We start from the raw sequence: 24,612 nt of genomic DNA, 5'->3' as shown, positions 1-24,612 counted from the left end.
GTTTTGCCGGTCGTTTAGCTTTTCTGAAAGCGGTGGCGGGCCTCGGCCTTTGTCGTCGCCCGCCCACCCCCGAAATAAAACTAAACGGCGGTCAAATCGTTTCACTTGGCTCGCGGCGGGTGTTCCGCGAACAATTCGCAGACAGTCCAACAGGTTCAGGAGACTCGCATGACACCCCTTCGTTGCCTCGCAATCGCCGCGCTCTGCGCGCTGGCCGCCTCGGTCCAGGCTCAGCCGGACACCGCCGGATATCCCAACCGGCCCATCACCATCGTGACGCCCACCACCGGCGGAGCCGCCGATGCGGTGGCACGCACGCTGTCCGCGTCAATGAGCAAATCGCTCGGTGTCGGTGTGGTGGTGGCGTCCAGGCCGGGGGCTGGCGGTAACGTCGCGTCGGAGTCGGTCGCCCACGCCGCCCCGGACGGCTATACCCTGCTGCTCGCCCTCGGGAGCATGCTCACGGTGAATCCGGCGCTGTATGCCAAGCCAAACTTCAATCCGGTCTCCGACTTTTCACCGATCGGTCTGGTGGCGACGACGCCCTACGTGCTGGCCGTGAATCCAACGGTGCCGGCAAAGAACGTGCGCGAGCTGGTGGCGCACGCCAATGCCGCGAGGGATCCCCTCTTCTACTCCTCCCCCGGCAACGGGACCCCCAACCACATCCTGGGCGTGCTGTTCAACACGGCCGCGGGCACGAAGCTCCAGCACGTTCCCTACAAGACGACCGGCGCCGCAACCACGGACGTGATCAGCGGGCAGGTCTCCATGACGTTCGGGAGCATGCCCAGCGTCCTGCCGTTCCTGCGTTCAGGTCAGTTGCGCGGGATCGCGGTGTCCACAGCGCAGCGCTCGGCCTTCGCGCCAGGGGTGCCCGCGATGAGTGAGACCTTGCCGGGCTTTGCATTCGATGCCTGGTATGCACTGCTCGCGCCCGCCCGCACACCGAAACCCGTGATGGACAAGCTGGTGGGAGCCGTCGAGCAGGCGCTGAAGGACAAGGAAGTGCGAGCGGCCTACGCGCAGCAAAACCTGGATGTCGCGACCGGCACGCCGGCCGAGTTGAGCGCGTTGATCGGCCAGGACCTCGCGCGATGGACGGCGGTCATCAAGTCCAACGACATCAAGCCGGATTGACGCTGCCTTCCACAAGGCTGCGGATCCACCGGCTGAAGTCGCGGATCTTTCGCTCGCGGCGCCGCCGGCTCGAACTCGTCATGTAGTAGCCGTTGGGCGATCGCGCGCGGTGCTGCAGGGGTTCGACCAGCCGCCCGTTGGCCAAGTCGTTGAGCACATAGGCACGCTGCATCACGGCGACGCCGGCGCCGCTGATTGCGGCTTCGCTTGCAAGCAGGGCGTTCGGGAATTTCGGTCCTTTGTTCGCGCCGGCCAGGGCCAGCCCCGCGGACTCGAACCATTGCCGCCAGTTGTCCGGACGAAATGAAGAGTGCAGGAGCGTCTGCTTGGCGAGGTCCTGGGGCCGCTTGAGCGAATTCGCCACGCGCGGGCTGCACACCACGGTCAGTTCGTCATGGAACAAGAGGATTTCGTCCAGATCCGGCCAGGGGGGAGTGCCGAATTGCACCAGGAAATCGCATTGCTCGAAGGTGATCTCGGATGTCGAGGCAATGCTCATGATTTCGAGGTCGATCCCACGGTTGTGCGAGAAGAAGCTTTCAAGCCGGGGCGCGAGCCAGCGCGTGGCAAAGGTGGGCGCGAGTTTCAGGCGAAGCCGGTGAGGCTCGGCGTCATCCACGACTTCCCGCACCGCTCCCTCCAGGTCGTTGAACGACAAGGTCAGACGCGACGCGAGCCGTGCACCGACGTCCGTGGGCTCGTACCTCCCGTTCGTCCTGTCGAAAAGCGGGACGCCCAGACGCTCTTCCAGCACCCGGACCTGCTGGCTTACGGCGCCTGGCGTCAGGCTCAACTCTTCGCATGCGGCGCGCAGGTTGCGGTGGCGCGCAGCCACTTCAAACGCGCGCAAGGCCGTCAACGGCAACTGGGATCGCTTCATGGCGGTCATTGTCGGCCCGAATCAGCAGGCGGCCAAGACGTACCCGTCGAAAGCGCGAATTACTGCTGGGGCTGGATCCGGGCGGCCTTGACGAGATGCTGCATCGCTTTCACCTCGCTCGCGACGAAGCGGTCAAACTCCGCCGCGCTCATCGGCATCGGCTCGGTTCCGAGCGCGACCAGCCGCTCTTGGACGGCGGGAAGCTTGACGACGTCGGCCAGCGCCTTGCTCAGCGCGTCGATGATCGGCCGGGCTGTTTTCGAAGAGGCGAACAGGCCGACCCATGACGCGTAAGCGGCCTCCGGGAAGCCGGCCTCCGCCATGGATGGCGTGGAAGGCAAGGCCAGCGAGCGCGTGGCCGGTCCGACGGCCAGCGCCTGCAATTTGCCTTCGCGGATCAGCGGCACCGCCGCGGGCGCGGGCGCGAACACCCAGTCGAGTCGTCCGGCGATCGTATCGATCATCGCTTCCGGCGTTCCTTTCGAGGGCACATGGACGACGTCAATGCCCGTAGCGGAAACCAGCTTGGCGGAGTTCAGGTGCGATCCGGTGCCAATTCCCCCTGAGCCGTAGTTGAGTTTGCCCGGCTGCGCCCTGGCTTTGGCCACCAGGTCGGCGACCGAGCGGTAGCCCCGGTCGGGTGCCACCACCATCACGAAGAGCGAGGATCCGAGCGGACCGATCGCACTCACATCACGGAGGGTGTCGAAAGGCAGGTTCGGATTGAAGGACGGATTCACCGCGTGCGCCGAAGAGTTCAGCACGATCGTGTACCCGTCGGCTGGCGCCTGCACCATCTGCGCGGTCGCAATTGCACCGCCGGCGCCAGGCTTGTTGTCGACAATCACTGGCGTGCCGAGCAGGCGGCCCAGGTCCGGGGCGATCGCCCGCGCCATCACGTCGGTAGCGCTTCCGGCCGTAAAGCCAACAAGGATACGCAGCGGCTTTGACTTCGGCCAGACGCTCTCTCCGGTCGCGCCCCCGGCGACAGGCGCAAGCAGCAATGCGAGGAGTGACCGTCGGGTCATGCGATTTGGGTACGGTGTCATCGTGTCTCCTTTTTTTTCATCTCGATGTGCGGGCCGACTGCCTCACTCGATCCGGATTCTGGCGTCCCGGATCACGCGGGCCCACTTCGATGACTCCGCTCGCAGATAGATCTCGGCCTCCGCCTGCGACGCGATCACCGGCGTCGATCCCATGGCCGCGAGCGCCTCGCGCACGCGTGGCTCGCCCAGTGTCTGTTCGGTCACCTGATGCAGCCGTGCCAGCACGGCCTTGGGAGTTGCGCGTGGCGCGAGCAGCATGATCCAGGTACCCGATTCGAAGCCCGGAAAACCTGATTCGGCGATCGTGGGCACGTCCGGCAACTGGGGCAGCCGTTGGGTGCTGGTGACGGCCAATGCCCGCAGCTTTCCGCTCTTGACCAGGGGAACGGACACAGTGGCCGTCTCGATCATGAGGTCGACGCTGCCCCCGATCACGTCGGTGATGGCCTGTCCCGAGCCGCGGTATGGCACGTGGACCATTTGGAGGCCGCCGGCTTGGCGCAGCATCTCCATCGCCAGGTGGTTAGCCGTACCGTTCCCGCTGGAGCCGTAGTTCAGCGTGTTGCCTGCGCGTTTTGCGCTGGCAAGGACTTCCTGGAACGTTCGTGTCGTCGAGGTGGCGGCGGTGACGAGCACCTGAGGCGCGGAGACGATCAGCGCCACCGGCGCGAGGTCCGCCAGGGTGTCGTAGGGAAGGCGCGCATACAGGCTCGGGGCGACCGCCAGCGGACCGCTCGAACTCACGAGCAGGGTATAGCCGTCAGGAGCCGACTTGGCGACGAGGTCGGCGGCAGTGGTGGCCCCGGCGCCCGGTCGGTTCTCGACGACAAAGGGCTGGCCCAGCTCTTTCCGAAACTCGTCCGCCAGCAGCCGGGCGACGAGGTCCGAAGCCTGCCCGGCGGGGAACCCCACCAGCAGCTTGACCGGCTTGGCTGGGTAGGGCTGGGCTAGCGCGGTGCCGAACGGCGCAGACGCCAGCAGAGAGGTCGCGGCGAGCACCGTCACGAGTCGATAAATCAGGTTGTTTGCAGGTTGACGCATGCATCGGATTCTCAGCGGCGTCGTCAGCGGATTCAATCGAGATGATTCGGCATCCATTCAGTATTTCTAAACATCCCGCGTGCGTTTGTCCCGTCGACGGCGGCCTCCCGCGCCGTGTTTAGGTTTGATGAAGACCACGAGAGAACTTCTCCATTGCCCTGCGGAGCGGACCAAGACGACAATCGCGCCGTTTTCGATACGCCCCCGCACACAGAAAGGCACCCGGATGAACCGAACACGCGCTCATGAAATGAACCGACGGCAGGCGGGAGTCGCTGTCGGAGCCTGGCTGGTTTCCGCGAGTGCCACGCCGGCCTTCGCGCAGGCGGGCGGGTGGCCCAGGGACAAGGTGATCCGATTGCTTTGCGGCGTGTCGGCCGGCGGCGGCCCGGACCTGGTAGCACGCGCAGTCGCACCCGAGCTCGCCCGCCAGCTCAACGCACAAGGCGTGATCGTCGAGAACCGACCCGGCGCCGGCGGATCCATCGCGACAGGGCAGCTCGTTACGGCCCCCGCGGATGGCTACACCTTGCTCGCCGCGTCATCGGCGCACGCGGTCAACCCTGCGTTCTATCCCCACTTGCCCTACGACACCCTTCGCGACATCACCGCGATCGGTCCATTGGGGTCTTCCATGTTCGTCATGGTGACGAACCCAGACAAGGGCTACGCTTCGGTCGCCGACGTCGTTGCGCGCGCCAGGGCGCAGCCCGGAAAGCTGAATTACGGTTCAGGCGGCGCAGGGTCTGGATCCCACCTGAACAGCGCCAAGCTTGCATCCGCCACAGGGATGGATGTCGTGCACATCCCGTTTCGAGGCGCACCGGAGGCCGTGACCGAGCTGATTGCGGGCCGGCTCGACTGGGTTTTTCTTGCGGCGCCCAACGCGCTGCCCCTGGTGAAGAGTGGTCGCATCCAGGCACTCGCAGTCGGCCCCGCCGCACGGTCATCGCTGTTGCCCAACGTGCCGTCCATGACTGAAGCCGGCTTTCCCGAGGCTGCCTACAGCTCCTGGGTCGCTCTGTTCGCCTCCGCGCGCACGCCACCCTTGATCCTGGACCGATTGGCCGCGGGCCTCGGCCAGAGCATTGCCGTGCCGGCCGTGAGGGATACCTTGCTTGGCATGGGTGTGGAACCGATGCCGATCAGTGCCGCACGCTTCAATCAATCGGTCCGTGACGAAGTGGCGGCCATGGGCAAGCTGATCAAGGATGCCCGCATCAAGCCGGGTGAGTGAAGCTCGGGCGCCGCGCTGGTGCGCGGTTCCCGGAAGCCTCAAGCTTCGAGCAAGCCCTTCGGCAATATGTATGGTGTCATTCCACGGAGCCGGTCTTGCCACCGCGCCTGCGCCTCGGGGTTCTTGCAGTACACCGGGAGCCGGCCATTGAGCACGCGGCGGAAGTTCTCGATGGCCGTACCGGGGATGGCGTGGATTGCGTCGCGCGTCATTCCCACCAGGTGCGGTGTGAGGATCGCATTCTTCAACGCCCTCAAAGGACTGTCGGCGGGCAGGGGCTCCTTGACGAAGGTGTCGAGCGCCGCGCCTGCGATCCAGCCTTCCTGGAGCGCGCGGGCAAGCGCCGATTCGTCCACGGCGTCGCCACGCGCGACATTGACCAGGAACGAGGTCGGCTTCATCCAGCGCAGTGCCCCTTCGCTGATCAGTCCCCGATTCTCCGCGGTCACCGCCACGAACACGCCAACGATGTCGGCGGTTCTCATCAGTTCCTCGAAGCCAACCAGACGCACGCCAGCGGGCACGTTATCCCTGTCCGCGCGCGGGCTGTAAGCGATCAGGTTTGCACCAAACGGTGCCAATCGCTCGGCGACCGCGCGGCCGATATTGCCGAGGCCGACGATGCCGACCGTCGCTCCGCGAATGGAGCGCGCATGCATTTCGTCCAGCTTGGGCCGTGGCCTGGACTGCCGCAGGATCTCTTCGGTCGTGCGCAGTCCGTACATGAGATTCAGCATCAGCATGATCGCGGCCTCGGCCATGGAGGTGGAGTTCTCCGGGTTTGCGCCGTTGCCGACGATGATGCCCATCTTGCTGGCGGCAGTCACGTCGATGGTTTCGACGCCGACCGTTGGCGCGATGACTGCCCGCAACCTCGGCGCCGACCGCAAGACCTCGCTCGTGCAACGCGAGCGGGAGCTGAACATCGCGGCATCCACGTCATCGAAAATGCGCAAGTCGTCGCCTTGGTAGTCGATGACGCTTCCAGGCACGCTCTTCGGTCCGCGTATCACTTCGGCACCCAAGGCGCCGAGTTGCGATGCGATGGGGTCGAGAACCGCGTCGAGCGCATGGTCGTAACAGATGAAGATCTTCGGGGGTCGCGTGGCGTGCTTGGCTATCGTTGAGTCGGTCATGGCGAGGTATGAGTTGGAGGTCGAGGCGGGCACGCTCAGGGCTTGATTCGCCCGACTTTAATGTAGAAGCGACGCTCGCTTTCCGCGAGCCTGTCGAGTTCGGCGCTCACCTGTTCGGACGTCCGGAAATTGGCGCGGTCGGTCAGCGCGCCGCGACGCTTGAATTCCGCCAGGAGCTCCGGGTCGTTAAGTACTTCAGCAAATGCCGCGGCGAGCCATGCCCGTCGAGCGGGCGGGACGCCCTTGGGCATCGCGACATAGCGCCAGACCATCCATTGCACGTCCTGCGTTCCCAATATCGAGTCGAAGGTGGGCGTTGCGGGAAGGGTGGCGACGGGAGCGGCGCTCGCGACGGCCACTGGACGCACCCTGCTCAATGAGCCGCGGAATTCGGCAAAGAAGCCAAACGTCAGGTCGATTTGGTCGCCCATCAAGGCGTGCAGTGCCGGCGCGCCGCCCTGGAATGGAATCTTGTTCAGCTCCGTCCCGCTGGCCAGCTCAACCTGGTCGGCGATGTTCTGCAGGAGCGTATCGGACACCACGCCTATGCTCACCGACTGTGGGCTCTTCTTCGCTTCTTTCAGGATGTCCGCCAATGACTTGTCCTTGAAGCGTCCCGTCGCAGAAGCGAGCCACACGACCGGCTCGTGGTTGATGTACGCCACGCTGTCGAGGTCCTTGTAGGACCATTTGCCCTCCGAGCGCAGCATCGAGTCGCCCACGATCGTGTTCTGCATGATGCCAAGTGAGTAGCCGTCCTTGGGCGCCTTCGTCGTGATCCACGTGTGCATCAGCAAGCCGCCCGCTCCGGGGCGATTTAGAACGAGCGCGGGTTGGCCCGTGTAGTCCTGGAACTTCTGCGCGAGAAGTCGCGCGGTGACATCCATACCACCACCCGCGGGCGTGTTGACGACGAACTCGATGGGGCGTGCGGGAAAGTCGGCAGGCTGCAGCTGGCGCAGTCTTTCCTTGACATCCGCACTTTGGGCGGACACCAGCGTACTGGCCAGCAGCGCGTAGGCCAACACGGCGGTATGGGACAGATTCATGATTTGTCTCTTTCTGTTGTAGATGTCCGGTAGAAGCGCAGATCGAACGAAGTGCTCAATTCGCGAACGACTTGGGCGTGAACCACTCTTCGGTCAATTGCAGGCGCCCTTGCTTGTTTTCCGCGGAGTCGCCGGCCATGGGCTTGCCGTCCTGACCCACACGCGCGTAGACGTCGAGGCCGGGCGAGACGGCGCAGCCGATGCGCAGCATCACCAGTGTCTGTTCGCCCGTCGAAATGAAGCGATACAGGCTTCCGTGCGGAAGCAGCACGCCGCCCAGCGCCCCCACGACCTTCTCTTCCCCGCCCGGCCCATGGAAAGTGGCCTCGCCCTGCAGCACGACGAAGGTGTGATCCTCGTTCGAGTGACCATGCAGCGCGTTTTCGCCCCCGGAGGCGTAGCACTTCAACAGCACCGTCATGTTTGGAGTTGCAGCGATCGGGGTGTCGGCCCGGCCGGACGCCGGCAGCTGTGCGGAGAGCTCGAAGAACCGAGGGCCGATGCGCGCTGCCTGCTGCTCGAACGCTTTGATGATATCGGCCACGGCGAACATCGCTTGGTTGACTTGCATAGAGCCTTCTTTCGGTTAGTGGAAAAGTGTTGGAGGCGCTCCGGCCTATCGGCCGCGCGCAATGTCGTCGCCCGGCGCATTCCATTGGCGAAGGAGGTACGCACCCGACGCCGCCGTGTGGTGCAGCACGGCGCACTGCACCCACGCGCTCGGGGTGGTGCGTGCGACCGCTTCGGACAGCTGTACGTGAATCAGCTCGGCCATCTCCGACCGCGTGGAGGAAGGTCGCTCACGGGTCATCAAGAGCTGGCACACCAGCTGCTCGGCCTGAGGATCCTGCCCGCTGCGGTAGAACGCCGTCACATGCACTCTCGACTTGATGGTGTGCTCGGCCGCGTACCCTCGCTCGGCAAGCTCGCGGTGAATGGCAGCGAGCGTGGCGTCCCAATCCATCTGGGCGGCAAGGCGCCCCGTGCACTCGAGGACCAGGTGCGGCATCGTCTCAGCTCCGGTATGAGGGGTCCTGCCGGTCGAGCAGCCGCGTCAACGCTTCCCACTCCATGACCCCATACGGCCTGCGAACACTTGGTTTGAACAGATGGGCGGTAGCTGCCTGGGCGTCCTGACTGGCCAGCCGAACCTGCGCACCGGCCGCCATGACATCGACCTGGACGCGGCACGCCTGTTCCAGCATGTACATGGTGTTGAAGGTTTCCGGAATGGACGCGCCGCAGGTCAGCAGGCCGTGATTGCGCAGCACGAGCAAGTCCTTCGCGCCAAGATCGCGGACGATCCGCTCTCTCTCGGAGAGGTCGACGACGGTGCCCTCGCAATCGTGATAGCCGACATTGCCGGTGAAGCGGATGGCATGCAGCGACAGTGGGAGTAGCCCCTCCTCCATCGCTGATACGGCGATGCCTGCGCGCGTGTGGGTGTGGATCACGCACTGAACGTCGCGCCGCGACGCATGAATCGCACCATGAATGACGAAGCCCGCGTGATTGATCCCGTAGTGCGTGTCGCCACGTTCCACGATCTCGCCGTCGTGGTTGATCTTGTGAAGGTTGGAGGCAGTAATCTCGCTGTAATGCAACCCATACGCATTGATCAGCAAGTGCTCCGGCTCGTCAGCCAGTCGCGCGGAAATATGGTTGTAGATCATGTCCGTCATCCCGAACATGTCCATGAGTCGGTAGCAGGCCGCCAGGTCGACGCGCAGCTTCCATTCGGCCTCGGAAACCCGCTGGCGAACCGGCGTTGCTTGCACGTCACCGGGCGCGACCATTCCGCGTGCCGAGAGGCCGCTGGGATCCACCAACGTAACAGGGGTCTGGAGGGCGTTCATGAGGTTGCTGCCTGGGGATTGGTGTTGAGAGAGCGGGCGCGCTGCTCGAGGAGCGCCGCGATGATGTCCAGCGTTGGCGTATCGATCCCCGCTGCACGCGCCAAGTCCTGCACGGCGCCAAGGATCGCGTCCGTCTCCAGGGGACGCTTCGCGCGCAAGTCGGCCAGCATGGAAGGCACGTGCCGCACTTGCTGCATCAGGGCGAGCAACTGCTCTGCAGTCGTCGTCACCGCGACGCCATGTGCCGCCGCAACCCTCGTTGCTTCATTGACCAGTGCCGTGAAGATTCGGACCATCCCCGGATTGCCGGTGAATTCGATCCAGGGAGCGTCCACTAGGCAGGAAAGGGGGGAGCCTGCGAGGTTGAGGATCAACTTGTTCCACATGGCCGTGCGAATGTCTGTGGTGGCGGCAACGCCGGGCAGCGCGGGCTGAAGCGCAGTCACCAATGCCGTGAGCCGTTCCGTCATCTGGCCAGTCGGCTCCCCGACAATGAAGCTGTTGTGGGGCCGGTTGTTGTGCACGACCCCCGGTGCAATGACCTCGTTAGGAGAACTGATGACGCACCCAATCGCGCGATTGGCGCCCAGCGTCTTCCAGAGTGCTCCCTGTGGGTCCAGCCGCGAGGCAACCGGCCCGAGCGCCGGTTGCTCGCCACGGTAGGGGTACCACCAAGGTATGCCGTTCACCGCGAAGACCACGGGCGTACCCCGGCCAAGCAGCGGCGCCATCTGCTCTGCGGCGCCCGGAAGCGCGTGAGCTTTGAGCGTCGTGATGACCAAGTCCTGCGGACCGAGTTCCCGAGTGTCCGACGTTGCGTTCGGATGGGTGACGAAATCTTCCGTGTCGGAGGTGAACCGCAGGCCCTTCTCGCGAATGGCCTGGAGGTGCGCACCGCGAGCGACGACGGAGACGTCAAGCCCCGCGCGGGCAAGCTTGGCGGCCAAATGGCCGCCGATTGCACCGGCGCCGAACACGCAGATTTTCTTCACAGTATCGGTCGCGCCCTGCGCGCGCACGGTTCATCTACATGGTGCTTCTCGTGCAGCAGGCGCTGCGGCAGGCAATTGCAACGCCTCTTGTGTGAAGGCCGCAAGTCCATGCTCGGTTCGGTGTTCATGTTCAGCCGATTCTGGTCGGCAGCAGCGGCGCCGGCAACCGAAACGATTTTCGATTCGTTTAGGGAAATTGAAGGAGTAGACGCGGTTCGAGGTGTCGCGCGCACAGCACTCCCCGTGCGCCGATAGTGCTGGGACATCCTCGAACTTCGCGCGCATACACTCGCTTTGCCCGCGTTCCCGCATCACTGAGACATGGCCCGCGGGGATGTCGGAGTGTGCATGTCTTCATCGTCTACAGAACTTTTCTCACGCCTGCGCCCACGGTTGATGGCCATCGGTTACCGCATGCTTGGCTCGGTGCAGGAGGCCGAGGACCTGGTGCAGGATGCGTGGCTGCGTTGGCACGATGAGGCCGAGAGTGCTCGTGCCGCCGTGCTCGTGCCCGAGGCCTGGCTGGTCACGGTCACTACCCGCATGGCGATCGACCGGCTGCGCTCAGCCAAACTGCGGCGGGCGGCCTATCCGGGCACCTGGCTCCCGGAGCCCTTCATCGAGGAAGGACCGGCCTCGCCGGAGCAAATTCGCGAGCTCGCCGATGACGTGTCCATCGCCTTCCTCGTACTGCTCGATTGCCTGACGCCGGAAGCACGCGCAGCATTCCTGCTCAGAGAGGTCTTCGAAGTCGACTATGAGCAGATCGCCGTGGCCATCGGGAAGAGTGAGGCGGCTGCCCGGCAGACGGTGCACCGCGCAAAGCAAAGCGTCGCCAAGGCACGCGGCACGAAGAGGCACCAGGTACGAACCCCGCCCCAAGAGCAGTACGAGCAGCTTCGCCGCCTGGTCCAGGCGATCACGCGAGGCGACTTGGCTGGGGTTCGCGCGCTTCTGGACGACGAGGCCGCGCTGGTGGGCGACTTCGGCGGCGGCGGTCCAAGCCTTCGCTCCACTTTGAGCGGAGCACAGCGGATTGCCCAGCTTTACTACGCGCACCACCTGCGACATGGCGGCGGCATGCGGCTCGAACTCGCCTTGTTGAACGGCGAGTGGGCGCTCTTGCGTTACTTGGAAGGGGAGCTGGAGTCCGTGCAGGCATTCGAATTCGACAGGGGTCGCATCTCGCAGGTGCGGATACAGCGCAATCCCGCCAAGCTGGCGGGCATCAAACGTCAGGGTCATCTGCTGCTGCGAGGCGAACCTCTCTGAATTACCGACCGGATGTCAGCCAACGCGACTAGCGCAGGATGACTGGCGACGAAAGTATTCCTCCGGAATGTGTCACAGCGCCTTCAAGTCAAACGTCTTGTGGGTGAGAGGTCGGATTCGGCCTCCGCCCATCATTCACATCTGAGGAAACCGTTCCATGAATCGTGCTGTCTGGTTCCAGGCATCTCCCGAGGGCGCCAAGGCTGTCGGGGTGCTGCACCATTTCGTCACTCAAAGCACCGGCCTTCCGGGCTTGCTGACCCACCTGGTCTTCCTGCGGGTCTCGCAGATCAACGGCTGCGCGCATTGCATAGACATCCACACCCGCGACCTGCTGGCTGAAGGCATGTCGATCGAGAAAGTGGTGCTTGTTCCGGTCTGGCACGAGGCGCAATACCTCTTCTCCGAACAGGAGCGCGCCGCACTGGCGTGGTCCGAGGAGGTGACACGCGTGAGCGAGACCCACGCCTCCGATGAGGCCTATGCAGCCGCCTTGGCAATGTTCGGCGAAAAGGACTTGGTCGATCTGACCCTCACCATCGCCGCAATGAATGCCATCAATCGCATGGGCGTGAGCTTCCGTATGAAGCCGCGGGCCAAGGCGTGAGCGGCCGGGCCGGATGTGTGTAGCGGGCTTGTGCGATAGCCGCGTGCAGCATCCCGCTGTCAGAAGTAGCTCGGGTCCAGCGGCTGCACCGTACCGGTGAAGCCCACCATCGCGGCGGTGTGGAATTCGAGCTGGGCAACATAGGCGACGAATCCCGCCTGCGTGTCGAACCACGGCTGCGAGCCGCCCGAAGGCGGCGGACTCGGCGCGACGTAACGCGCCCACTGCTGCATCTCCGCGTCGGTGGGGTCGCGGTGCGCCTGCGCCTGGAAAATGTGGGTGATCAGCGCTTCGCTCGAGATACCCGGCGCATAGGTATCGAGCATCGCCTGCGCCAGCGCGACGTGGTCGCTGCCCAACTGGTCGATCTTCGCGGTCCAGCGGCTCAGGTCCTGCTCGTTCGGAAGTGCGCCGAAGCCCAAGTGCCAGAACGAAGCCGCCCACCAGGCGTTGCCGCCGGTGCCGGGCAGGAAGTTGTACTGCGCCTGTGTGTCCACGGCGTAGAGGCCGTTGCTGAACTGCGCGCGTTCGACGTTGGAGAGATCGAAGGTCCCGTCGGCTGTCGTCACATGGAACGCATTGCCGAGGCCGCGTGCCGCGCTCGCGATGCCGGCGGTGCTGCCGGCGAAGAGCGCCGTGTCCACGTCGGCGCCACCATTGAGGTTGTCGTGGCCGCTGCCGATGCGAAGCACGTCGTTGCCCGTGCCGCCATCGAGAACATCGTTGCCGGTGCCGCCGGCGAGCGTGTCGTTGCCGGCGTAGCCCATGAGCCGCGCATCCTGCGCGCCGTCCCACTGGATCGTGTCGTTCGACGCATCGCCTTGCAGCCATCCGGTGTTCGACTGCGGGACGCCGTTCGCGTCGAAGCGCGCCGCGTACACGCCGCCGTCGATGCCGTCCTGCATCGCCGAGGTCCAGCCGACGAGGAAGCCGCCGTCCTTCAGCGCCGTCACCGAGGGCTGGTACTGGCCGAAGTGCTGTTCGGTGTTCACCAGGATCTCGCCGCCCGCCTTCGCACCCGTCGCGTCGTAGCGCTGGGCGTGGATGTCGAAGGTGTCGGCGTTGCCGGGCGGGTTGGGGGTCGTTTCCCAGGCGACCACCCAGCCGCCGTTGGACAGGCCCGCGATCGTCGCGCCCAGGCCGTACGGGATCGTGGCGGCGCCCGTGACTGCGACGGCGCCGCCCACCGCGTGCCCGGTGCTGTCATAGCGCTGCACGGCGAGCGACTGGTAATCGCTCGGATAGAGCACGACCCAGCCGCCATCGGCCAGCGCCGCGACGTGCGGCGCGTCGCCACCCGAGGCGCTCACCACTTGCGGCGTGCCGCCGTTGGGCATCTGGCCGCCGGCATCGAAGCGGCGCTGGACGATCTGTCCTTCCGAGACCCAGGTCTCCACCCAACCGCCGGACAACAGCGCCGTCACCGACACGCTGCCGATGTTCACGTTGTCGACCGACTGGATGATCGCCGGCTCGCCGATGGCCGCGCCGTTCGCGTCGTAGCGCTGGCTCATCGCGGTTTCGTGGAAGGCAGGGTAGGTCGAGGTCTGCCACACCACGATCCACCCGCCATCGCCCAGGCCCGCCACCGATTGGCCGTCGACACGGAAACTGGTCGAGTCGGGCGCCACGATCGGCGTGTCGCCTCCGACCGGGGTGCCGGCAGCCGAGTAACGCTGCACGTGCAACTTGTCGCTCTCGTCCCACACGACCACGAAGCCTCCGTCTGCCAAGCGCGCGATGGAGGGCGCCTGGAACATGTACAAGCCCTGCCCCACCTGCGTCTCGGCCCCGATGAGCCCGCCCTGCGCGTCGAAGTGCTGGAAGCGCACCGTGCCCACGCCGCCGACACCGTTGTCGACCCAGGCGACGACGACGGATCCGTCCGCCAGCGTGGTCGTGACGGGCAGTTGTTGCGAAAACGGGGTGTTGCTGTTGACGCGAAATTCCGATGCGGGTGTGGTGGCCATGGGTGCCTCCTTGTGACGACTGCTTCGATGATCGAAGAAATGCTCCGTTTACAACGGTGACGCCGTTGTAAGAACCGATACACGTCCCGAAGCTCGGCGGCGCCAAAAACCGACGCGGGATCGATCCGCGCCACTACGAACGCGATAGGCGTTCGCTTACAGCCGAGCCAGTACCGCAGGCTGAATATCGCCCTGTCCAACCCCTACAGGAGATTGCAGTGCGAAGCAGCGACCAGCATCCATCGGCCGGCAGCGAATCCAGGCCCCAGGCCCGCGAGAAGCGGCCCATGACGGCGGCGGAGCGCACTGCCCGCATCCTGGCCACGCGGTGGGCCAGCCCGTATTCGAAAGCCGGCGTGCCCACCCCGCGCGCATCCGGCCGGCCCTCAGCCTGATACTTCAAGGAGCAGCCCCATGGACGAAGCAGATCTCGCGTTCGACGCCGAACAACGCCACTTCGCACAAGCCCTGGCCGCGCAACGCAGCCGCGCCGGGCGCCTGCGGCCGATCGGCAGCTGCCACTACTGCGAGGAGCAGGTGACGGAGCAGGACAGGCTGTTCTGCAACGCCGACTGTGCCGCCGACTGGGAATACGAGAACTCGTTGCGCACGAAACTGGGGTTGCCCGCGGGCGGGTTGCAACGCATGCAGTGATGGCCTGCGGAAAGCTCAGTTGACTCGCGGGCTTTCCTGCTGCTGCTGCGCCAGCCGCGCCTTCGCGCGCTGCGCATCCAGCACGTCGCACAGCCACTTCTGCGTGGTCCAGCGACGTGCCGGCCCCTTCTGCACGGCCTCCACGCCGCGAAAGCACATCGAGCTGTAGTTCACCACCACGCAGACCGGATGCCAGAGGATGGACAGCGGCTCCGACGGCGTGGATTCGTGGTGCACCCAGTCCACGGCGCGCAGGTACAACACCTGCACGCCCTTGTGGCGGTCGGAAAATATCTGGCCCACCACGGGGCGCACGTCGCGGACGGCGATTCCCTCGCGGTAGAGGACACGAACTTCTACGAACACGGGCGGTCCTGCGATACTGTACAAAACAACAGTATAGCGGGATCAGAGCTTCGGGACCCACCCTCCCGCGATCTCCGACAGGCCCCTGCATTGCACCAGCACGATGCGCCCGTAGCCGATGCGGATCAAGCCCACTTCCTGCAGGCGCCGCAACGCCTCGTTCACCTTCGACCGGCTCGCGCCGAGCATGCGCGCGAGATCGGTTTGCGAAATGCGCAGCTCGACATCGGTGCTGCCCAGGTCCTGGCCGACCGCAAGCCCATGCGCAAGGAGCCGCCGTGCCAGGCGCTGCGGCAGTTTCGCGGACACGGCATCCGCCGCGAAGGACAGCGCCGCCTCGAAACGCTGGAGCAGCAGCTTCGGCACGAGCGCAGCCACTGCCGGGTCGGCACGCGCGATCGCGCGGAATCGTTCGGAGGGCATCGTGGCGCAGACCGTATGGCGCTCGGCGCGCGCCTCGGTCACCGTCATGCCGCCTTCGACGAGGGACGATGCGCAATAGAAGCTGCCCACGCCGATCGCGGCGACGGGCACGCTTTCGGCGGCGGAGGGCCAGGACACGATGACGCTGCCCTCGAGCACGAGCCAGAACGTCTGCGCCGCTTCGTTGGGGCCATGCAGGGGACCGTCGGGGCAATGGACCAGGGTCGACGCGGCCGCCAGCGTGTCCAGCGTCGCCGGGGGCAATGCGCGGAAATACGCGCTCTTGCCGAAGGCAAGACGGATCCGCGCGAATTCCGGTCGGGTGGCAGGCATGGCGCCCTTCGCTTGGCGAATGTTCCTCGGGGAACCTTCACGCCGGAATTCGGCGCCTTTGTTCCTGCGGGAACAAAGCCCGGGTTGCACGTGCGCATCATCGCACCAATTGCTGCTCTGACGCACCACAAGGAAAGAGCATGTTCCCCCTCGGCATTCCGACAGCATGAAGAAGTTTCTCCTGGCATCCGTTCTTGCGACGGTTGCGGCTTCCGTGCAGGCGGCTTCGCTCACGGTGGGCGGCGGCGTGTTCTCCGCCACTGCATACGACTATTCCGGGGGTGCGGTGTGTTCGCTCAAGGTCAATGGTGTGGAGTTCATCGACGCCGTGGACCACGGACGATGCATCCAGAGCGCGGTGAGCTTCGACGGCATGGGCGAGGCGTTCAACCCGACCGAGGCCGGAGGCTACCTGGACCGTGTGCAGGTTCCGGCCGGCGGCTCATCGAGCATCCCGCTGGGCAACAGCTCCGGTCCGGGCGTGCTGTCCGACACGGTGAAGATGGCGTTCTGGAATGCGGTCAACGGCCAGAGGACCAGCAACCACATCCTGAACAAGACGGTGCATTTCGGCTATGGCGGAAATCCGAACGCCATCGAGTGGAAGGTGAGCTTCACGGTCCCGGCCGACGAGATCCATTCCGTGGGCCAGTTCGAAATCCTCACCGGCTACATGAACCGCTATGCGTTCCCGGGCGCAACGACCAGGTTCTACACGATCAGCACGACGACGGGGCGTCTCTCACCCCTGGGCGATGGTCCCGGAGAGCAAAGCCAGCCCGTGATCTTCGCCACGGCCGACGGCAGGAACGCCGTGGGCGTGTGGAGCCCGCAATCCCTTGCGGGGGGTGGATATGGCCGCTGGCGCTACGGCTTCGGCCTGTCGAAGTGGAACATGGTCAGCCGCATCGACAACCCGCGGGGAACATACAGCTTTCGCGTCTTCGTCGTGATGGGCACGCAGGCCCAGGTCGTCAGCGGCCTGACGCAGCTGTACAACACCGAGCCGCATTCGTGATCTCGAATGTTCCGCAGGGGACATTCACGCCGGAATTCGGTGCCTTTGTTCCTGCGGGAACAAAGGCCGGGGTTGCACCTGCGCATCGGCGCACCAAATGCCGTTCATACGAATCACAAGGAACCCGCATGTTCTCGGTCGGAATTTCACGCGCCTCGCACCTGCTGCTGATCTGCACCGGCGCGCCGAGGTTCAACGACTTCATGGCGCTGGTCGACCTGGCCGCGGCGCTGTCCCGGCGCGAGGGCTGGACGCGGATCCTGGTGGATTGCGTGAGCGTTCCCGCGACGTTCGATCCGGACGAACTGGTGAGCATCGGCCAGTACGCGGGAGCGACGCTCGGCGGGACGCGCGTGGCGATCGTGGTGCCCGACGAGAAGCGTTACGACGCCACCCGCTCCGCCGCCAATTCCGCGGGCGGAAGGCTGCGGTATTTCACGAACCACCTCGATGCAGCCCATTGGCTGATGTAGGCAGCGTCAACGACTTGTCGATCGCGACGCGGCCGATCAGTTAATGCAGGCCGAGTTTCCCGGCAAAACCGGACGACTTGATGTGCGCGACCGGACTTCGCCGCAAGCTGCGGGAAGCGGCTCTCGGCCATTTTCATCGCGCGTTCGGAGATAGGTGGGCTGGTACGGGAAGTCATGGCGGATCCACAGGCGTTGCTTCAAGCCCCCGGCGAACGCGCCTTGCGCGACGACGCCCGGTCCTGCAGGAAGATGTTCACGAGCAGCACGACACCGCCGAGTGCCGCGGCCATGAAGCACATGATCGCGAAGCCCGGATAGCCGAGCACCACGAAATCCGTGCTCACCCGCATGAGGAGCGCAGCGCCGATGATGAGAGCGGCGAGGATCAGGCCGGACGTCACGCGGTTCGCGATCTTCTGCATTCCCTGGATCACGTCGCCGGCGTCCACCGCGCGCACCTTGAGCTCGAGCTCGCGGTTCGCCACCGCGTCCATGATGCGGTTCACGCGGTGCGGGAACCCCGCAGCGAAGTTCTTCAGCTCCATCGCCGCCGTCAGCAAGTTGCCTTCGGTCGTCTCCCGCTTGAGGCGCCGCGACAGCAGCGTGGCCGCGTGGCGCCGCACCGCGGCGTTGGGGTCGAATTCCGGGTCGAGGATGCGGCCGATCTCGTCGAGCTGCAGCAGCGTCTTGGCGAGCAACGTGAGCTCCGGGGGCACGAACAGCCCGCACTCCGCCGCGAGGCTCGCCACCTCCAGCAGCGTCTGCCCCACGTTGATGTTCCGGAGCCCGCGTCCCTGCTGCGCCGCGACCAGCACGCCCATGCGCCGGCGAAAGCGCGCGGTGTCGTCCTTCTCCGCACGCTCGCTGATCTCCACGATCGTGTCGCCCGCCTGCTCGCTGCTGCCGTGGCTGACGGCAATGAGGATCTTCAGCAGCTTCTCCTGCATGTCGGTCGAGGTGCGTCCCACCATCCCGAGGTCGAGCAAGGCGAGCCGCCCTTCGCTCGTGATGAACACATTGCCCGGGTGCGGGTCGGCGTGGAACATGCCGTCCACCAGCACCTGCTTCAGGTAGGCGTGGAACAACTCGTCGATGAGGGCCGTGCCGTCGATGTCCAGCCGCGCGAAGCCGGACAGCTTCGTGATCTTCGTGCCGCGCACGCGCTCCATCGTGAGGACGCGATGCGTGCAGAAATCGGGCACCGGCTGCGGCACGACGATGCGCTCGAATTCGGCGAGGTTCGCGCCGACGGCGACGAGGTTCTCCGCCTCGCGTTCGTAGTCCAGCTCTTCCTGGATCGAGGTGCGGAACTCCTCCAGCATCTGGCGCAGGCGGTGACGCCGGCCGACCTGCGTGTGGACGTCCAGGAACCCGGTGATGCGGTTGAGCACGTCGAATTCCTCGGCGACCTGCTTCGCGACCCCGGGGCGCTGGACCTTGACCACGACGGGCGTGCCGTCCCGCAAGGTCGCGCAGTGCACCTGGCCGAGCGAAGCCGCCGCGACCGGCTCGACATCGAACGACGCGAAGGCCTTGGACAGTCTCGCGCCCAGCTCTTCCTCGACGATCGCCCGCACCTCCTCGAAGGGAAAGGGCTTCACGTCGTCTTGCAGGCGCGCCAGGGCCTTGATGTATTCCGGCGGAAGAAGGTCGGGCCTGCTCGACAGCACTTGCCCCAACTTCACATAGGCGGGCCCCATGGATTCCAGCTCGTCCGCGAGATCGCGCGCCGGCACGGCGGAGCTGGCGGGCTTGCCCGCTGCCGCGGGGTCCGCCGTGGCGGATGCGCCCTCGACCTCGCCGCCCGAGCGGATCGCGCGGCCGTGCGTCCAGAGCAAACCGGCGATCTGCCTGAAGCGCTGCCAACGATGGATCTGGGGGGTCATGCTGTCTCCGAAGCCGATATCGCCCCAGTGTCGCGAGGCCGCGCCTGCGGCCGCATAGTCTGCGAGCGCATTGTCTTGTCGGATGGGCTCCATGAAGCACAGCGGGACGGCATGGGCCGGCGTGCTCATCACTACGTAATCCATTTCGTATTCGGCCCCCCTTGAAGGCCCGCGCCCCCGCTCCTAATTTTTTTGCACCGACAACGACAGGAGACTTCCATGAATGGATTGTTCCGACCCGCTGCCGACCTGCTCTCCCAACTGCACTGGCTGCAGCGGCAGATGGACCCCGGCCGCTTCGACGACGGCATCCGCGCCACGTCGAACGCGGCTTTTCCGGTGATCAACGTGGGGCGCACCGCCGAGGCGCTCGAAGTCATGGTGCTGGCGCCGGGCGTCGACCCCAAGGCGCTCGACCTCTCCATCGACAAGGGGCTGCTCATCATCACCGGGGAGCGGTCCCCCGGCATCCCCGCGAACAAGGAAGGCACCGTGGCCTATGCCAACGAGCGCTTCAGCGGTAACTTCCGGCGCGTCATCAGCCTGCCGGAGGACATCGACCCCGCGAAGGTCGATGCGCACTATGCGGACGGCGTGCTGCGCGTGACCCTGGCCAAGCGGGAGTCCTCGCGGCCGCGCCGCATCCAGATCAGCTGACCGAGCATCGAGGAGATTTTCATGAACGCTACCGCCACTTCACAGAACGCGGGCGACCCGGCTTCCACGCGCCCGCACGCCGTGCCGCCCATCGACATCTTCGAGGACGAGAGCGGCATCACGCTGATGGCCGACCTGCCCGGCGTGTCGCGCGAGAACCTGCACGTGCGTGTCGACGGCGAAACGCTCGTCATCGAAGCCGACGCCAAGGTTGCGGCCCCGCCGGAGCTGGAGCTCATTTACGGAGAAGCGCAGCTCAACGCCTACCGCAGGCAGTTCACGCTCAGCCGCGAGCTCGACACCGGCAGGATCGACGCGCAGCTGAAGAACGGCGTGCTGCAACTCACGATCCCGAAGTCGGAAGAGGCCAAGCCGCGCCGCATCGAGATCCGAAGCTGACGAGACGCGCGGGCGCGTTCAGGCCCGCGCGATCGCGACCACCGCCTGGATGCGCCCTTCGACCGGGCCGGAACCGAAGCGCTCCAGCAGTGCGGCCGTCGCCTTGTCGGTTGCGCGGTCCAGGGCGTCCGGGCCCTTCGCCTCGATCTCCGTGCGCAGCGGGGACCCGTGGCAATAGCCCAGCACCGGATCGTTCGCGGACGGCGCGCGGCTCGTGTGCGGCACGAGCGCGATGTCGCTGCGCGGCAGCCCGCCCCGCGCGAGGTCGCCCGCGATCACATCCCTGTCGAAATAGCCGTGCGGCCCGCGGTGCATGAAGCGCGGCGGGTCCTGCGGGAAGAGTTCGTCGAGCGCGCCGCACACGGTGGACACCATGTCGTTGTTCTCGATGCGGTCCCACGCGTTGAACACGAAGTAGCCGCCCGGCCGCAGGACGCGCGCGGCCTCGGCATAGGCCTTCGCGCGGTCCGGGAAGAACATCACCCCGAACTGGCACACCACGACGTCGAAGGACTGGTCGGGAAAAGGCAGCTGCATCGCATCCGCCTGCCGCCAGGTCACCGGCCGCGCGGTGCCGCGCTGCGCGGCCACGTCGAGCATCGGCTGGTTCAGGTCCGAGGCGACGATGGAGACATCCGCCGGCAGGTCGCTGGCCAGATGGCGCGTCACCACGCCCGTGCCGGCGGCCAGCTCCAGCACGGAGCCGGGCGACAGTCGCGCGACCTGGCGGGAAATATCGACGGCATAGGGCTCGAAGATCAGCGGGACGAGGTAGCGCTCGTAGAGCTGCGGGATCGTGCCTGCGAACTTGCTGTCGTTGGCGTGGGCAGGTGGCATGGGTCCTCCAGGGCGGTGGCTGCTCAAGCATGGCCATGCGTCGGTGTTTCGGGTGACCGGGTTTACCCTCTGCGTCGCGCATCCTAGAATGCGCCCTGGGGACCCCGGCAGGCTCCCCGCTTCAAGACGCGAGCCGCGTCCAAGTTCTGCTACCCCGACGGGCACGCCCCGTGAAGGAGCCTGACTTGCAACACATCACCCCGCTTTCCCGGCCTTCCCGCGGCGACGCGCGCGTCGCCCTGCTGTATCCCGGGGACCGTGCCGCGCGCAACCGCTGCGACCCCGCCGAAAGCCGCTTCGCCGCCCTCTTCGACGCCTTCGCCGCCGCCGGCATCGCGGCCCGCCCCGCCGTGTACCACGACGACTTCGCCGATGAAGTCGAGGCGCAGTTGCACGCCGTCGACGTGGTGCTCGTGTGGTGCAACCCCATCGAAGGCGGGCGCCGGCGCGACGTGCTCGACGCCATGCTGCGACGCGTGGCGGATGCGGGCGTGCACGTGAGCGCGCATCCGGATGCGATCCTCGCGCTCGGCACCAAGGACGTGCTCGTCGCCTCGCGCGACCTGCCTTTCGGCAGCGACGTGCATCGCGTGGACAGCCTTGCCCAGCTCGAGTCGGAACTGCCGCAGCGCCTGCTCGGCGGTGCGCGCGTGCTCAAGCAGCATCGCGGCCAGAGCGGCGCGGGCGTCTGGCGCGTCGAGCGCGACGCCGCCGATTCCACCCTGCTCAAGGTGCGCCATGCGCAGCGCGGCAGCGAGGAAGAGCGCCTTGCCTGGCCGGCGTTCCTGCAGCGCATGGCGCCGTATTTCGAGCCCGCGAGCGGCGGCCACATGATCGACCAGGCTTGGCAGCCGCGCCTGGTGGACGGCATGGTCCGCGCCTACCTGGTGCGCGACCGCGTCGGCGGCTTCGGCGTGCAGGCCGTCAATGCGCTGTATCCCGCCACGGGCGCGGAGCCGCCGCCGCTGCCCGGCCCGCGGCTCTATTACGGCGCCGACCTGGCGTCCTGCCAGGGCCTGCGCGCATCGCTGGAGTCCGGTTGGGTGGAACTGCTGCGCGAGCGCGTCGGGCTGGCGCGCGAGCGCCTGCCTCTGCTGTGGGACTGCGACTTCCTGCTGGGCGAACCGGATGCGCAGGTCGAGCGCTACGTGCTGTGCGAGATCAACGTCAGCAGCGTCTCGCCGTTCCCGCCGTCGGCCATCCCGCTCATCGTTTCTGCGGTCCAGGCGCAACTGGCGGGTTGCAAAGAGGCCGCATCCGGCGCACGATAAGCGCGATGTTTTTCCTGTGGCCCCAGTACCTGTGGCTGATGGCGGCGATCGCCCTGCTGCCCATCGCCTACCTGTGGCTGCTGCGCCGCCGCGGCAAGTCCGCGGTGCGCTACAGCAGCCTGGGCATCGTCCGCGAGGCAGCCGCTGGGCCGCACTGGCGCCGGCATGTCCCGCCGGCGCTCATGCTGCTGGCCTGCGCGACGCTCGTGGTGGCGGCGTCCCGTCCCGTCGCGAGCGTGCCGCTGCCCTGGGCCCGGTCGACCATCCTGCTCGCGATCGACGTGTCGCTCAGCATGCGCGTCACCGACGTGAAGCCCACGCGCATGGCGGCCGCGCAGGCCGCGGCCAGGCAGTTCCTGCAGGACCTGCCGCGCGAGATCGAAGTCGGCCTCGTCACGTTCGCGGGCAGCAGCCAGGTCGCACAGGCCGCCACGCTCGACCGCGAGGCGCTGGTGACGGCGATCGACCGCATCCAGATGCAGTTCGGCACCGCGATCGGCAACGCGATCGCGCAGTGCGTGGCCGAGCTGTTCCCGGACCACGGCATCGACGTCGGCGAGATGACCTTCGGCGGGAACAAGCGCGCCCGCAGCCTGGACGACCGCGCGAAGCCGCCGCCCAAGGCGTTCACGCCCGTCGCGCCGGGCTCGTACAACTCCGCCGCGATCATCCTGCTCAGCGACGGCCGCCGCACGACGGGTGTCGACACCCTCGTCGCCGCCAAGCTCGCGGCGGACCGCGGCGTGCGCGTCTATGTGGTCGGGCTCGGGACGGTCGACGGTTTCGCGTCGTCCGGCGAAGGGATGCCGATGTACCTGCGCCTGGACGAGCCCACGCTCAAGGAAGTCGCGCGCATGACCGGCGGCGAGTACCACTACGCCGGCACCGCGGAGAAGCTTCGCAGCGTCTACGAGAACCTCGGCTCGCGGCTGCAGGTGCAGACGCGCGAGACGGAAGTGACGGCCCTGCTCGCGATGGCCGCGGCGCTGTTCGCGATGACCGCGGCCGTGCTGTCGCTGCTGTGGTTCCGGCGGATCGCCTGAACGGCCCTACACGCGCCGGCCGAAGCGCACGGCCGTGAGCCCCGGCTTGCGAAAACGCGGCGACGCCGGCATGACGAGATACGTCTCGTCGTGCGGCGTGCGCACTTCCCGTTCGCCGTCGCGACCCACCAGCGTTCCCGCCTTCGGCACCACGGCCATGTTCGGCCAGTCCTGCGTGAACTCGAAGGCGCCGGTGCGGATGGTCACCGCCTCCACCACTTCGATCACGCTCTGGGGCGCGGCAGGCGGCGTGGGCTTGCCGTCCAGGAACACGGAAAGGGTCCGCGCGACGGTTTCCTTCGCCGCATCGAAGGCCTCGCGGCTGAAATGCTGGCCGCACTCGACGAGCATCGCGGTGGGCGCGGCGCCCGCGTCGCCGAAGGGGTGGCGGTCGATCAGGCGCAGGCCGGCGGCATGGCCCGCGTCGCGCACGAGCAGCGCGGGGTAGCCGATCCGCCGCGCGAGCTCGACGTTCTTGGCCGCGAGCCCGACGAGGCCGAGCGCGGGCGCGGCGCCCGTCATCGAGTGCAGGTCCACGAGCACATCGGCGTCCTGGACCCACGGCACGATCTCGCGCGCGCGGCGCACTTCGTAGGTATCGCCATTCGCACCCGGGCCCTCCAGCCGTCCCCACACGCGGTTCAGGTCTTCGTCGACCAGCCGGCGCTCGTCCTTGTTGGCGTCGTCCAGGCGCGCATAGGCCTCGAGGTTGCAGAAGGCGAGCGTCAGGCGCCCGCGCGCGACGGCGGGCGCGGCCTGCAGCACGTCGTACAGCGCCTGCACGCCGCAGACCTCGTTGCCGTGGATCAGCGCGGTGATGGCGACGTGCGGGCCCGGCGCGCCGGAATCGAAACGCCAGATGCCGGCCGTGCCGCAGTTCGAGCCGCCGACGGCATCCACCGGCGGCAGGGATTGCCGCGTGCCGTCTTCCAGGGTGATCGTGATCATGGGAACCTCCAGTCGACGAGCGTACCGCAGCTCATCGATAATCGATCGAGCTGTCACCCACCTCCCCGTTCATCC

27 protein-coding genes are annotated in these 24,612 nt (G+C 66.4%); 12 read left to right on the top strand and 15 right to left on the bottom strand.

Annotated features, from left to right (window positions below):
- Window positions 1-168: 168 nt before the first annotated feature.
- The gene (locus I5803_RS21375; protein ID WP_196988325.1) at window positions 169-1,140 is read left to right on the top strand and encodes a tripartite tricarboxylate transporter substrate binding protein; all 972 of its coding nucleotides are present in this window, start codon (window positions 169-171) and stop codon (window positions 1,138-1,140) included.
- Here the strand turns inward: I5803_RS21375 and I5803_RS21370 are convergent.
- From I5803_RS21370 to I5803_RS21360, 3 genes are read right to left on the bottom strand one after another with little or no spacing between them, the layout of a single operon-like run.
- A complete protein-coding gene (locus I5803_RS21370) occupies window positions 1,127-2,020 on the bottom strand; it encodes a LysR substrate-binding domain-containing protein (protein ID WP_196988324.1) in 894 nt (297 codons plus the stop codon). The genes I5803_RS21375 and I5803_RS21370 overlap by 14 nt on opposite strands.
- Window positions 2,021-2,079: 59 nt before the next feature.
- Window positions 2,080-3,069, bottom strand: a complete 990-nt coding sequence (locus tag I5803_RS21365; protein WP_196988323.1) for a tripartite tricarboxylate transporter substrate-binding protein — start codon at window positions 3,067-3,069, stop codon at window positions 2,080-2,082.
- A gap of 42 nt (window positions 3,070-3,111) precedes the next feature.
- Window positions 3,112-4,167 (bottom strand): Bug family tripartite tricarboxylate transporter substrate binding protein, encoded by a 1,056-nt coding sequence (locus I5803_RS21360; RefSeq protein WP_196988322.1) that lies wholly within the window; start codon window positions 4,165-4,167, stop codon window positions 3,112-3,114.
- A 169-nt stretch (window positions 4,168-4,336) separates the two neighbouring features.
- Between I5803_RS21360 and I5803_RS21355 the strand changes: the two genes are divergently transcribed.
- On the top strand, window positions 4,337-5,347 hold the full coding sequence (locus I5803_RS21355) for a tripartite tricarboxylate transporter substrate-binding protein (protein ID WP_196988321.1): 1,011 nt from the start codon (window positions 4,337-4,339) through the stop codon (window positions 5,345-5,347).
- A gap of 38 nt (window positions 5,348-5,385) precedes the next feature.
- Here the strand turns inward: I5803_RS21355 and I5803_RS21350 are convergent, their stop codons facing one another.
- The 6 genes from I5803_RS21350 to I5803_RS21325 form a co-directional block, all read right to left on the bottom strand.
- A complete protein-coding gene (locus I5803_RS21350; RefSeq protein WP_196988320.1) occupies window positions 5,386-6,483 on the bottom strand; it encodes a 2-hydroxyacid dehydrogenase in 1,098 nt (365 codons plus the stop codon).
- Between the two features lie 35 nt (window positions 6,484-6,518).
- Window positions 6,519-7,532 carry a tripartite tricarboxylate transporter substrate binding protein gene (locus I5803_RS21345; RefSeq protein WP_196988319.1) on the bottom strand — a complete coding sequence of 338 codons (1,014 nt, stop codon included), beginning with the start codon at window positions 7,530-7,532 and terminating at the stop codon, window positions 6,519-6,521.
- Between the two features lie 55 nt (window positions 7,533-7,587).
- A complete protein-coding gene (locus I5803_RS21340; RefSeq protein WP_196988318.1) occupies window positions 7,588-8,085 on the bottom strand; it encodes a cupin domain-containing protein in 498 nt (165 codons plus the stop codon).
- Window positions 8,086-8,148: 63 nt separating this feature from the next.
- The gene (locus I5803_RS21335; RefSeq protein ID WP_196988317.1) at window positions 8,149-8,541 is read right to left on the bottom strand and encodes a tautomerase family protein; all 393 of its coding nucleotides are present in this window, start codon (window positions 8,539-8,541) and stop codon (window positions 8,149-8,151) included.
- Window positions 8,542-8,545: 4 nt separating this feature from the next.
- The gene (locus I5803_RS21330) at window positions 8,546-9,388 is read right to left on the bottom strand and encodes a class II aldolase/adducin family protein (protein ID WP_231402493.1); all 843 of its coding nucleotides are present in this window, start codon (window positions 9,386-9,388) and stop codon (window positions 8,546-8,548) included.
- Entirely contained in the window at window positions 9,385-10,407 is a 1,023-nt protein-coding gene (locus I5803_RS21325; RefSeq protein ID WP_196988316.1) for a ketopantoate reductase family protein, read from the bottom strand. The genes I5803_RS21330 and I5803_RS21325 overlap by 4 nt, the downstream gene beginning before the upstream one ends.
- Before the next feature lie 321 nt (window positions 10,408-10,728).
- Between I5803_RS21325 and I5803_RS21320 the strand changes: the two genes are divergently transcribed.
- Together I5803_RS21320 and I5803_RS21315 are read left to right on the top strand one after the other, a co-directional pair.
- The gene (locus tag I5803_RS21320) at window positions 10,729-11,652 is read left to right on the top strand and encodes a sigma-70 family RNA polymerase sigma factor (RefSeq protein WP_196988315.1); all 924 of its coding nucleotides are present in this window, start codon (window positions 10,729-10,731) and stop codon (window positions 11,650-11,652) included.
- A gap of 157 nt (window positions 11,653-11,809) precedes the next feature.
- Complete coding sequence (locus I5803_RS21315; RefSeq protein ID WP_196988314.1) at window positions 11,810-12,259, top strand: carboxymuconolactone decarboxylase family protein; 450 nt, start codon at window positions 11,810-11,812, stop codon at window positions 12,257-12,259.
- A gap of 59 nt (window positions 12,260-12,318) precedes the next feature.
- Here I5803_RS21315 and I5803_RS21310 read toward each other — a convergent pair whose 3' ends face one another.
- Entirely contained in the window at window positions 12,319-14,229 is a 1,911-nt protein-coding gene (locus tag I5803_RS21310) for a calcium-binding protein (RefSeq protein WP_196988313.1), read from the bottom strand.
- A gap of 218 nt (window positions 14,230-14,447) precedes the next feature.
- On the opposite strand from I5803_RS21310, the gene I5803_RS21305 reads away from it, so the two are divergent.
- Together I5803_RS21305 and I5803_RS21300 are read left to right on the top strand one after the other, a co-directional pair.
- Window positions 14,448-14,624: a hypothetical protein gene (locus I5803_RS21305; RefSeq protein ID WP_196988312.1), complete on the top strand. Its 177-nt coding sequence runs from the start codon at window positions 14,448-14,450 to the stop codon at window positions 14,622-14,624.
- A 19-nt stretch (window positions 14,625-14,643) separates the two neighbouring features.
- Complete coding sequence (locus I5803_RS21300) at window positions 14,644-14,883, top strand: hypothetical protein (RefSeq protein ID WP_196988311.1); 240 nt, start codon at window positions 14,644-14,646, stop codon at window positions 14,881-14,883.
- Window positions 14,884-14,898: 15 nt separating this feature from the next.
- Here the strand turns inward: I5803_RS21300 and I5803_RS21295 are convergent, their stop codons facing one another.
- Window positions 14,899-15,249 carry a hypothetical protein gene (locus I5803_RS21295; protein ID WP_196988310.1) on the bottom strand — a complete coding sequence of 117 codons (351 nt, stop codon included), beginning with the start codon at window positions 15,247-15,249 and terminating at the stop codon, window positions 14,899-14,901.
- Window positions 15,250-15,291: 42 nt separating this feature from the next.
- A complete protein-coding gene (locus tag I5803_RS21290) occupies window positions 15,292-16,005 on the bottom strand; it encodes a Crp/Fnr family transcriptional regulator (RefSeq protein WP_196988309.1) in 714 nt (237 codons plus the stop codon).
- A 166-nt stretch (window positions 16,006-16,171) separates the two neighbouring features.
- Here I5803_RS21290 and I5803_RS21285 point away from each other — a divergent pair, with 166 nt between their 5' ends.
- Both I5803_RS21285 and I5803_RS21280 read left to right on the top strand, forming a co-directional pair.
- Window positions 16,172-17,023 carry a hypothetical protein gene (locus tag I5803_RS21285; RefSeq protein ID WP_196988308.1) on the top strand — a complete coding sequence of 284 codons (852 nt, stop codon included), beginning with the start codon at window positions 16,172-16,174 and terminating at the stop codon, window positions 17,021-17,023.
- Window positions 17,024-17,151: 128 nt separating this feature from the next.
- Complete coding sequence (locus I5803_RS21280) at window positions 17,152-17,496, top strand: hypothetical protein (protein WP_196988307.1); 345 nt, start codon at window positions 17,152-17,154, stop codon at window positions 17,494-17,496.
- A 197-nt stretch (window positions 17,497-17,693) separates the two neighbouring features.
- Here I5803_RS21280 and I5803_RS21275 read toward each other — a convergent pair whose 3' ends face one another.
- On the bottom strand, window positions 17,694-19,382 hold the full coding sequence (locus I5803_RS21275; RefSeq protein ID WP_196988306.1) for an ABC1 kinase family protein: 1,689 nt from the start codon (window positions 19,380-19,382) through the stop codon (window positions 17,694-17,696).
- 219 nt (window positions 19,383-19,601) lie between these two features.
- Between I5803_RS21275 and I5803_RS21270 the strand changes: the two genes are divergently transcribed.
- Window positions 19,602-20,039, top strand: coding sequence for an Hsp20/alpha crystallin family protein (locus tag I5803_RS21270; RefSeq protein ID WP_196988305.1), 438 nt, complete (start codon window positions 19,602-19,604; stop codon window positions 20,037-20,039).
- Between the two features lie 21 nt (window positions 20,040-20,060).
- A complete protein-coding gene (locus I5803_RS21265; protein WP_196988304.1) occupies window positions 20,061-20,438 on the top strand; it encodes an Hsp20/alpha crystallin family protein in 378 nt (125 codons plus the stop codon).
- A gap of 18 nt (window positions 20,439-20,456) precedes the next feature.
- On the opposite strand, the gene I5803_RS21260 is transcribed toward I5803_RS21265, so the two are convergent.
- Window positions 20,457-21,275, bottom strand: coding sequence for a class I SAM-dependent methyltransferase (locus I5803_RS21260; RefSeq protein WP_196988303.1), 819 nt, complete (start codon window positions 21,273-21,275; stop codon window positions 20,457-20,459).
- A gap of 185 nt (window positions 21,276-21,460) precedes the next feature.
- Between I5803_RS21260 and I5803_RS21255 the strand changes: the two genes are divergently transcribed.
- Together I5803_RS21255 and I5803_RS21250 are read left to right on the top strand one after the other, a co-directional pair.
- Window positions 21,461-22,546: a Cj0069 family protein gene (locus I5803_RS21255; RefSeq protein ID WP_231402491.1), complete on the top strand. Its 1,086-nt coding sequence runs from the start codon at window positions 21,461-21,463 to the stop codon at window positions 22,544-22,546.
- A gap of 5 nt (window positions 22,547-22,551) precedes the next feature.
- A complete protein-coding gene (locus tag I5803_RS21250) occupies window positions 22,552-23,589 on the top strand; it encodes a VWA domain-containing protein (RefSeq protein ID WP_196988302.1) in 1,038 nt (345 codons plus the stop codon).
- Window positions 23,590-23,595: 6 nt separating this feature from the next.
- Here the strand turns inward: I5803_RS21250 and I5803_RS21245 are convergent, their stop codons facing one another.
- Entirely contained in the window at window positions 23,596-24,537 is a 942-nt protein-coding gene (locus I5803_RS21245) for a M14 family metallopeptidase (protein WP_196988301.1), read from the bottom strand.
- Window positions 24,538-24,612: the final 75 nt, after the last annotated feature.

Source organism: Caenimonas aquaedulcis (assembly GCF_015831345.1).
Classification (GTDB): Bacteria; Pseudomonadota; Gammaproteobacteria; order Burkholderiales; family Burkholderiaceae_C; genus Ramlibacter; species Ramlibacter aquaedulcis.
The sequence above is the reverse complement of the archived record's forward strand: the minus strand, read 5'-3'. Positions and strand labels throughout refer to the sequence as shown.

Excerpts from the sequence above, each read along its gene's own strand:
- I5803_RS21375 (WP_196988325.1), top strand. The coding sequence starts at position 169 with ATGACACCCCTTCGTTGCCTCGCAATCGCCGCGCTCTGCGCGCTGGCC.
- I5803_RS21370 (WP_196988324.1), bottom strand. The coding sequence starts at position 2,020 with ATGAAGCGATCCCAGTTGCCGTTGACGGCCTTGCGCGCGTTTGAAGTG.
- I5803_RS21365 (WP_196988323.1), bottom strand. The coding sequence starts at position 3,069 with ATGACACCGTACCCAAATCGCATGACCCGACGGTCACTCCTCGCATTG.
- I5803_RS21360 (WP_196988322.1), bottom strand. The coding sequence starts at position 4,167 with ATGGATGCCGAATCATCTCGATTGAATCCGCTGACGACGCCGCTGAGA.
- I5803_RS21355 (WP_196988321.1), top strand. The coding sequence starts at position 4,337 with ATGAACCGAACACGCGCTCATGAAATGAACCGACGGCAGGCGGGAGTC.
- I5803_RS21350 (WP_196988320.1), bottom strand. The coding sequence starts at position 6,483 with ATGACCGACTCAACGATAGCCAAGCACGCCACGCGACCCCCGAAGATC.
- I5803_RS21345 (WP_196988319.1), bottom strand. The coding sequence starts at position 7,532 with ATGAATCTGTCCCATACCGCCGTGTTGGCCTACGCGCTGCTGGCCAGT.
- I5803_RS21340 (WP_196988318.1), bottom strand. The coding sequence starts at position 8,085 with ATGTTCGCCGTGGCCGATATCATCAAAGCGTTCGAGCAGCAGGCAGCG.
- I5803_RS21335 (WP_196988317.1), bottom strand. The coding sequence starts at position 8,541 with ATGCCGCACCTGGTCCTCGAGTGCACGGGGCGCCTTGCCGCCCAGATG.
- I5803_RS21330 (WP_231402493.1), bottom strand. The coding sequence starts at position 9,388 with ATGAACGCCCTCCAGACCCCTGTTACGTTGGTGGATCCCAGCGGCCTC.
- I5803_RS21320 (WP_196988315.1), top strand. The coding sequence starts at position 10,729 with ATGTCTTCATCGTCTACAGAACTTTTCTCACGCCTGCGCCCACGGTTG.
- I5803_RS21315 (WP_196988314.1), top strand. The coding sequence starts at position 11,810 with ATGAATCGTGCTGTCTGGTTCCAGGCATCTCCCGAGGGCGCCAAGGCT.
- I5803_RS21310 (WP_196988313.1), bottom strand. The coding sequence starts at position 14,229 with ATGGCCACCACACCCGCATCGGAATTTCGCGTCAACAGCAACACCCCG.
- I5803_RS21300 (WP_196988311.1), top strand. The coding sequence starts at position 14,644 with ATGGACGAAGCAGATCTCGCGTTCGACGCCGAACAACGCCACTTCGCA.
- I5803_RS21290 (WP_196988309.1), bottom strand. The coding sequence starts at position 16,005 with ATGCCTGCCACCCGACCGGAATTCGCGCGGATCCGTCTTGCCTTCGGC.
- I5803_RS21285 (WP_196988308.1), top strand. The coding sequence starts at position 16,172 with ATGAAGAAGTTTCTCCTGGCATCCGTTCTTGCGACGGTTGCGGCTTCC.
- I5803_RS21280 (WP_196988307.1), top strand. The coding sequence starts at position 17,152 with ATGTTCTCGGTCGGAATTTCACGCGCCTCGCACCTGCTGCTGATCTGC.
- I5803_RS21275 (WP_196988306.1), bottom strand. The coding sequence starts at position 19,382 with ATGACCCCCCAGATCCATCGTTGGCAGCGCTTCAGGCAGATCGCCGGT.
- I5803_RS21270 (WP_196988305.1), top strand. The coding sequence starts at position 19,602 with ATGAATGGATTGTTCCGACCCGCTGCCGACCTGCTCTCCCAACTGCAC.
- I5803_RS21265 (WP_196988304.1), top strand. The coding sequence starts at position 20,061 with ATGAACGCTACCGCCACTTCACAGAACGCGGGCGACCCGGCTTCCACG.
- I5803_RS21260 (WP_196988303.1), bottom strand. The coding sequence starts at position 21,275 with ATGCCACCTGCCCACGCCAACGACAGCAAGTTCGCAGGCACGATCCCG.
- I5803_RS21250 (WP_196988302.1), top strand. The coding sequence starts at position 22,552 with ATGTTTTTCCTGTGGCCCCAGTACCTGTGGCTGATGGCGGCGATCGCC.
- I5803_RS21245 (WP_196988301.1), bottom strand. The coding sequence starts at position 24,537 with ATGATCACGATCACCCTGGAAGACGGCACGCGGCAATCCCTGCCGCCG.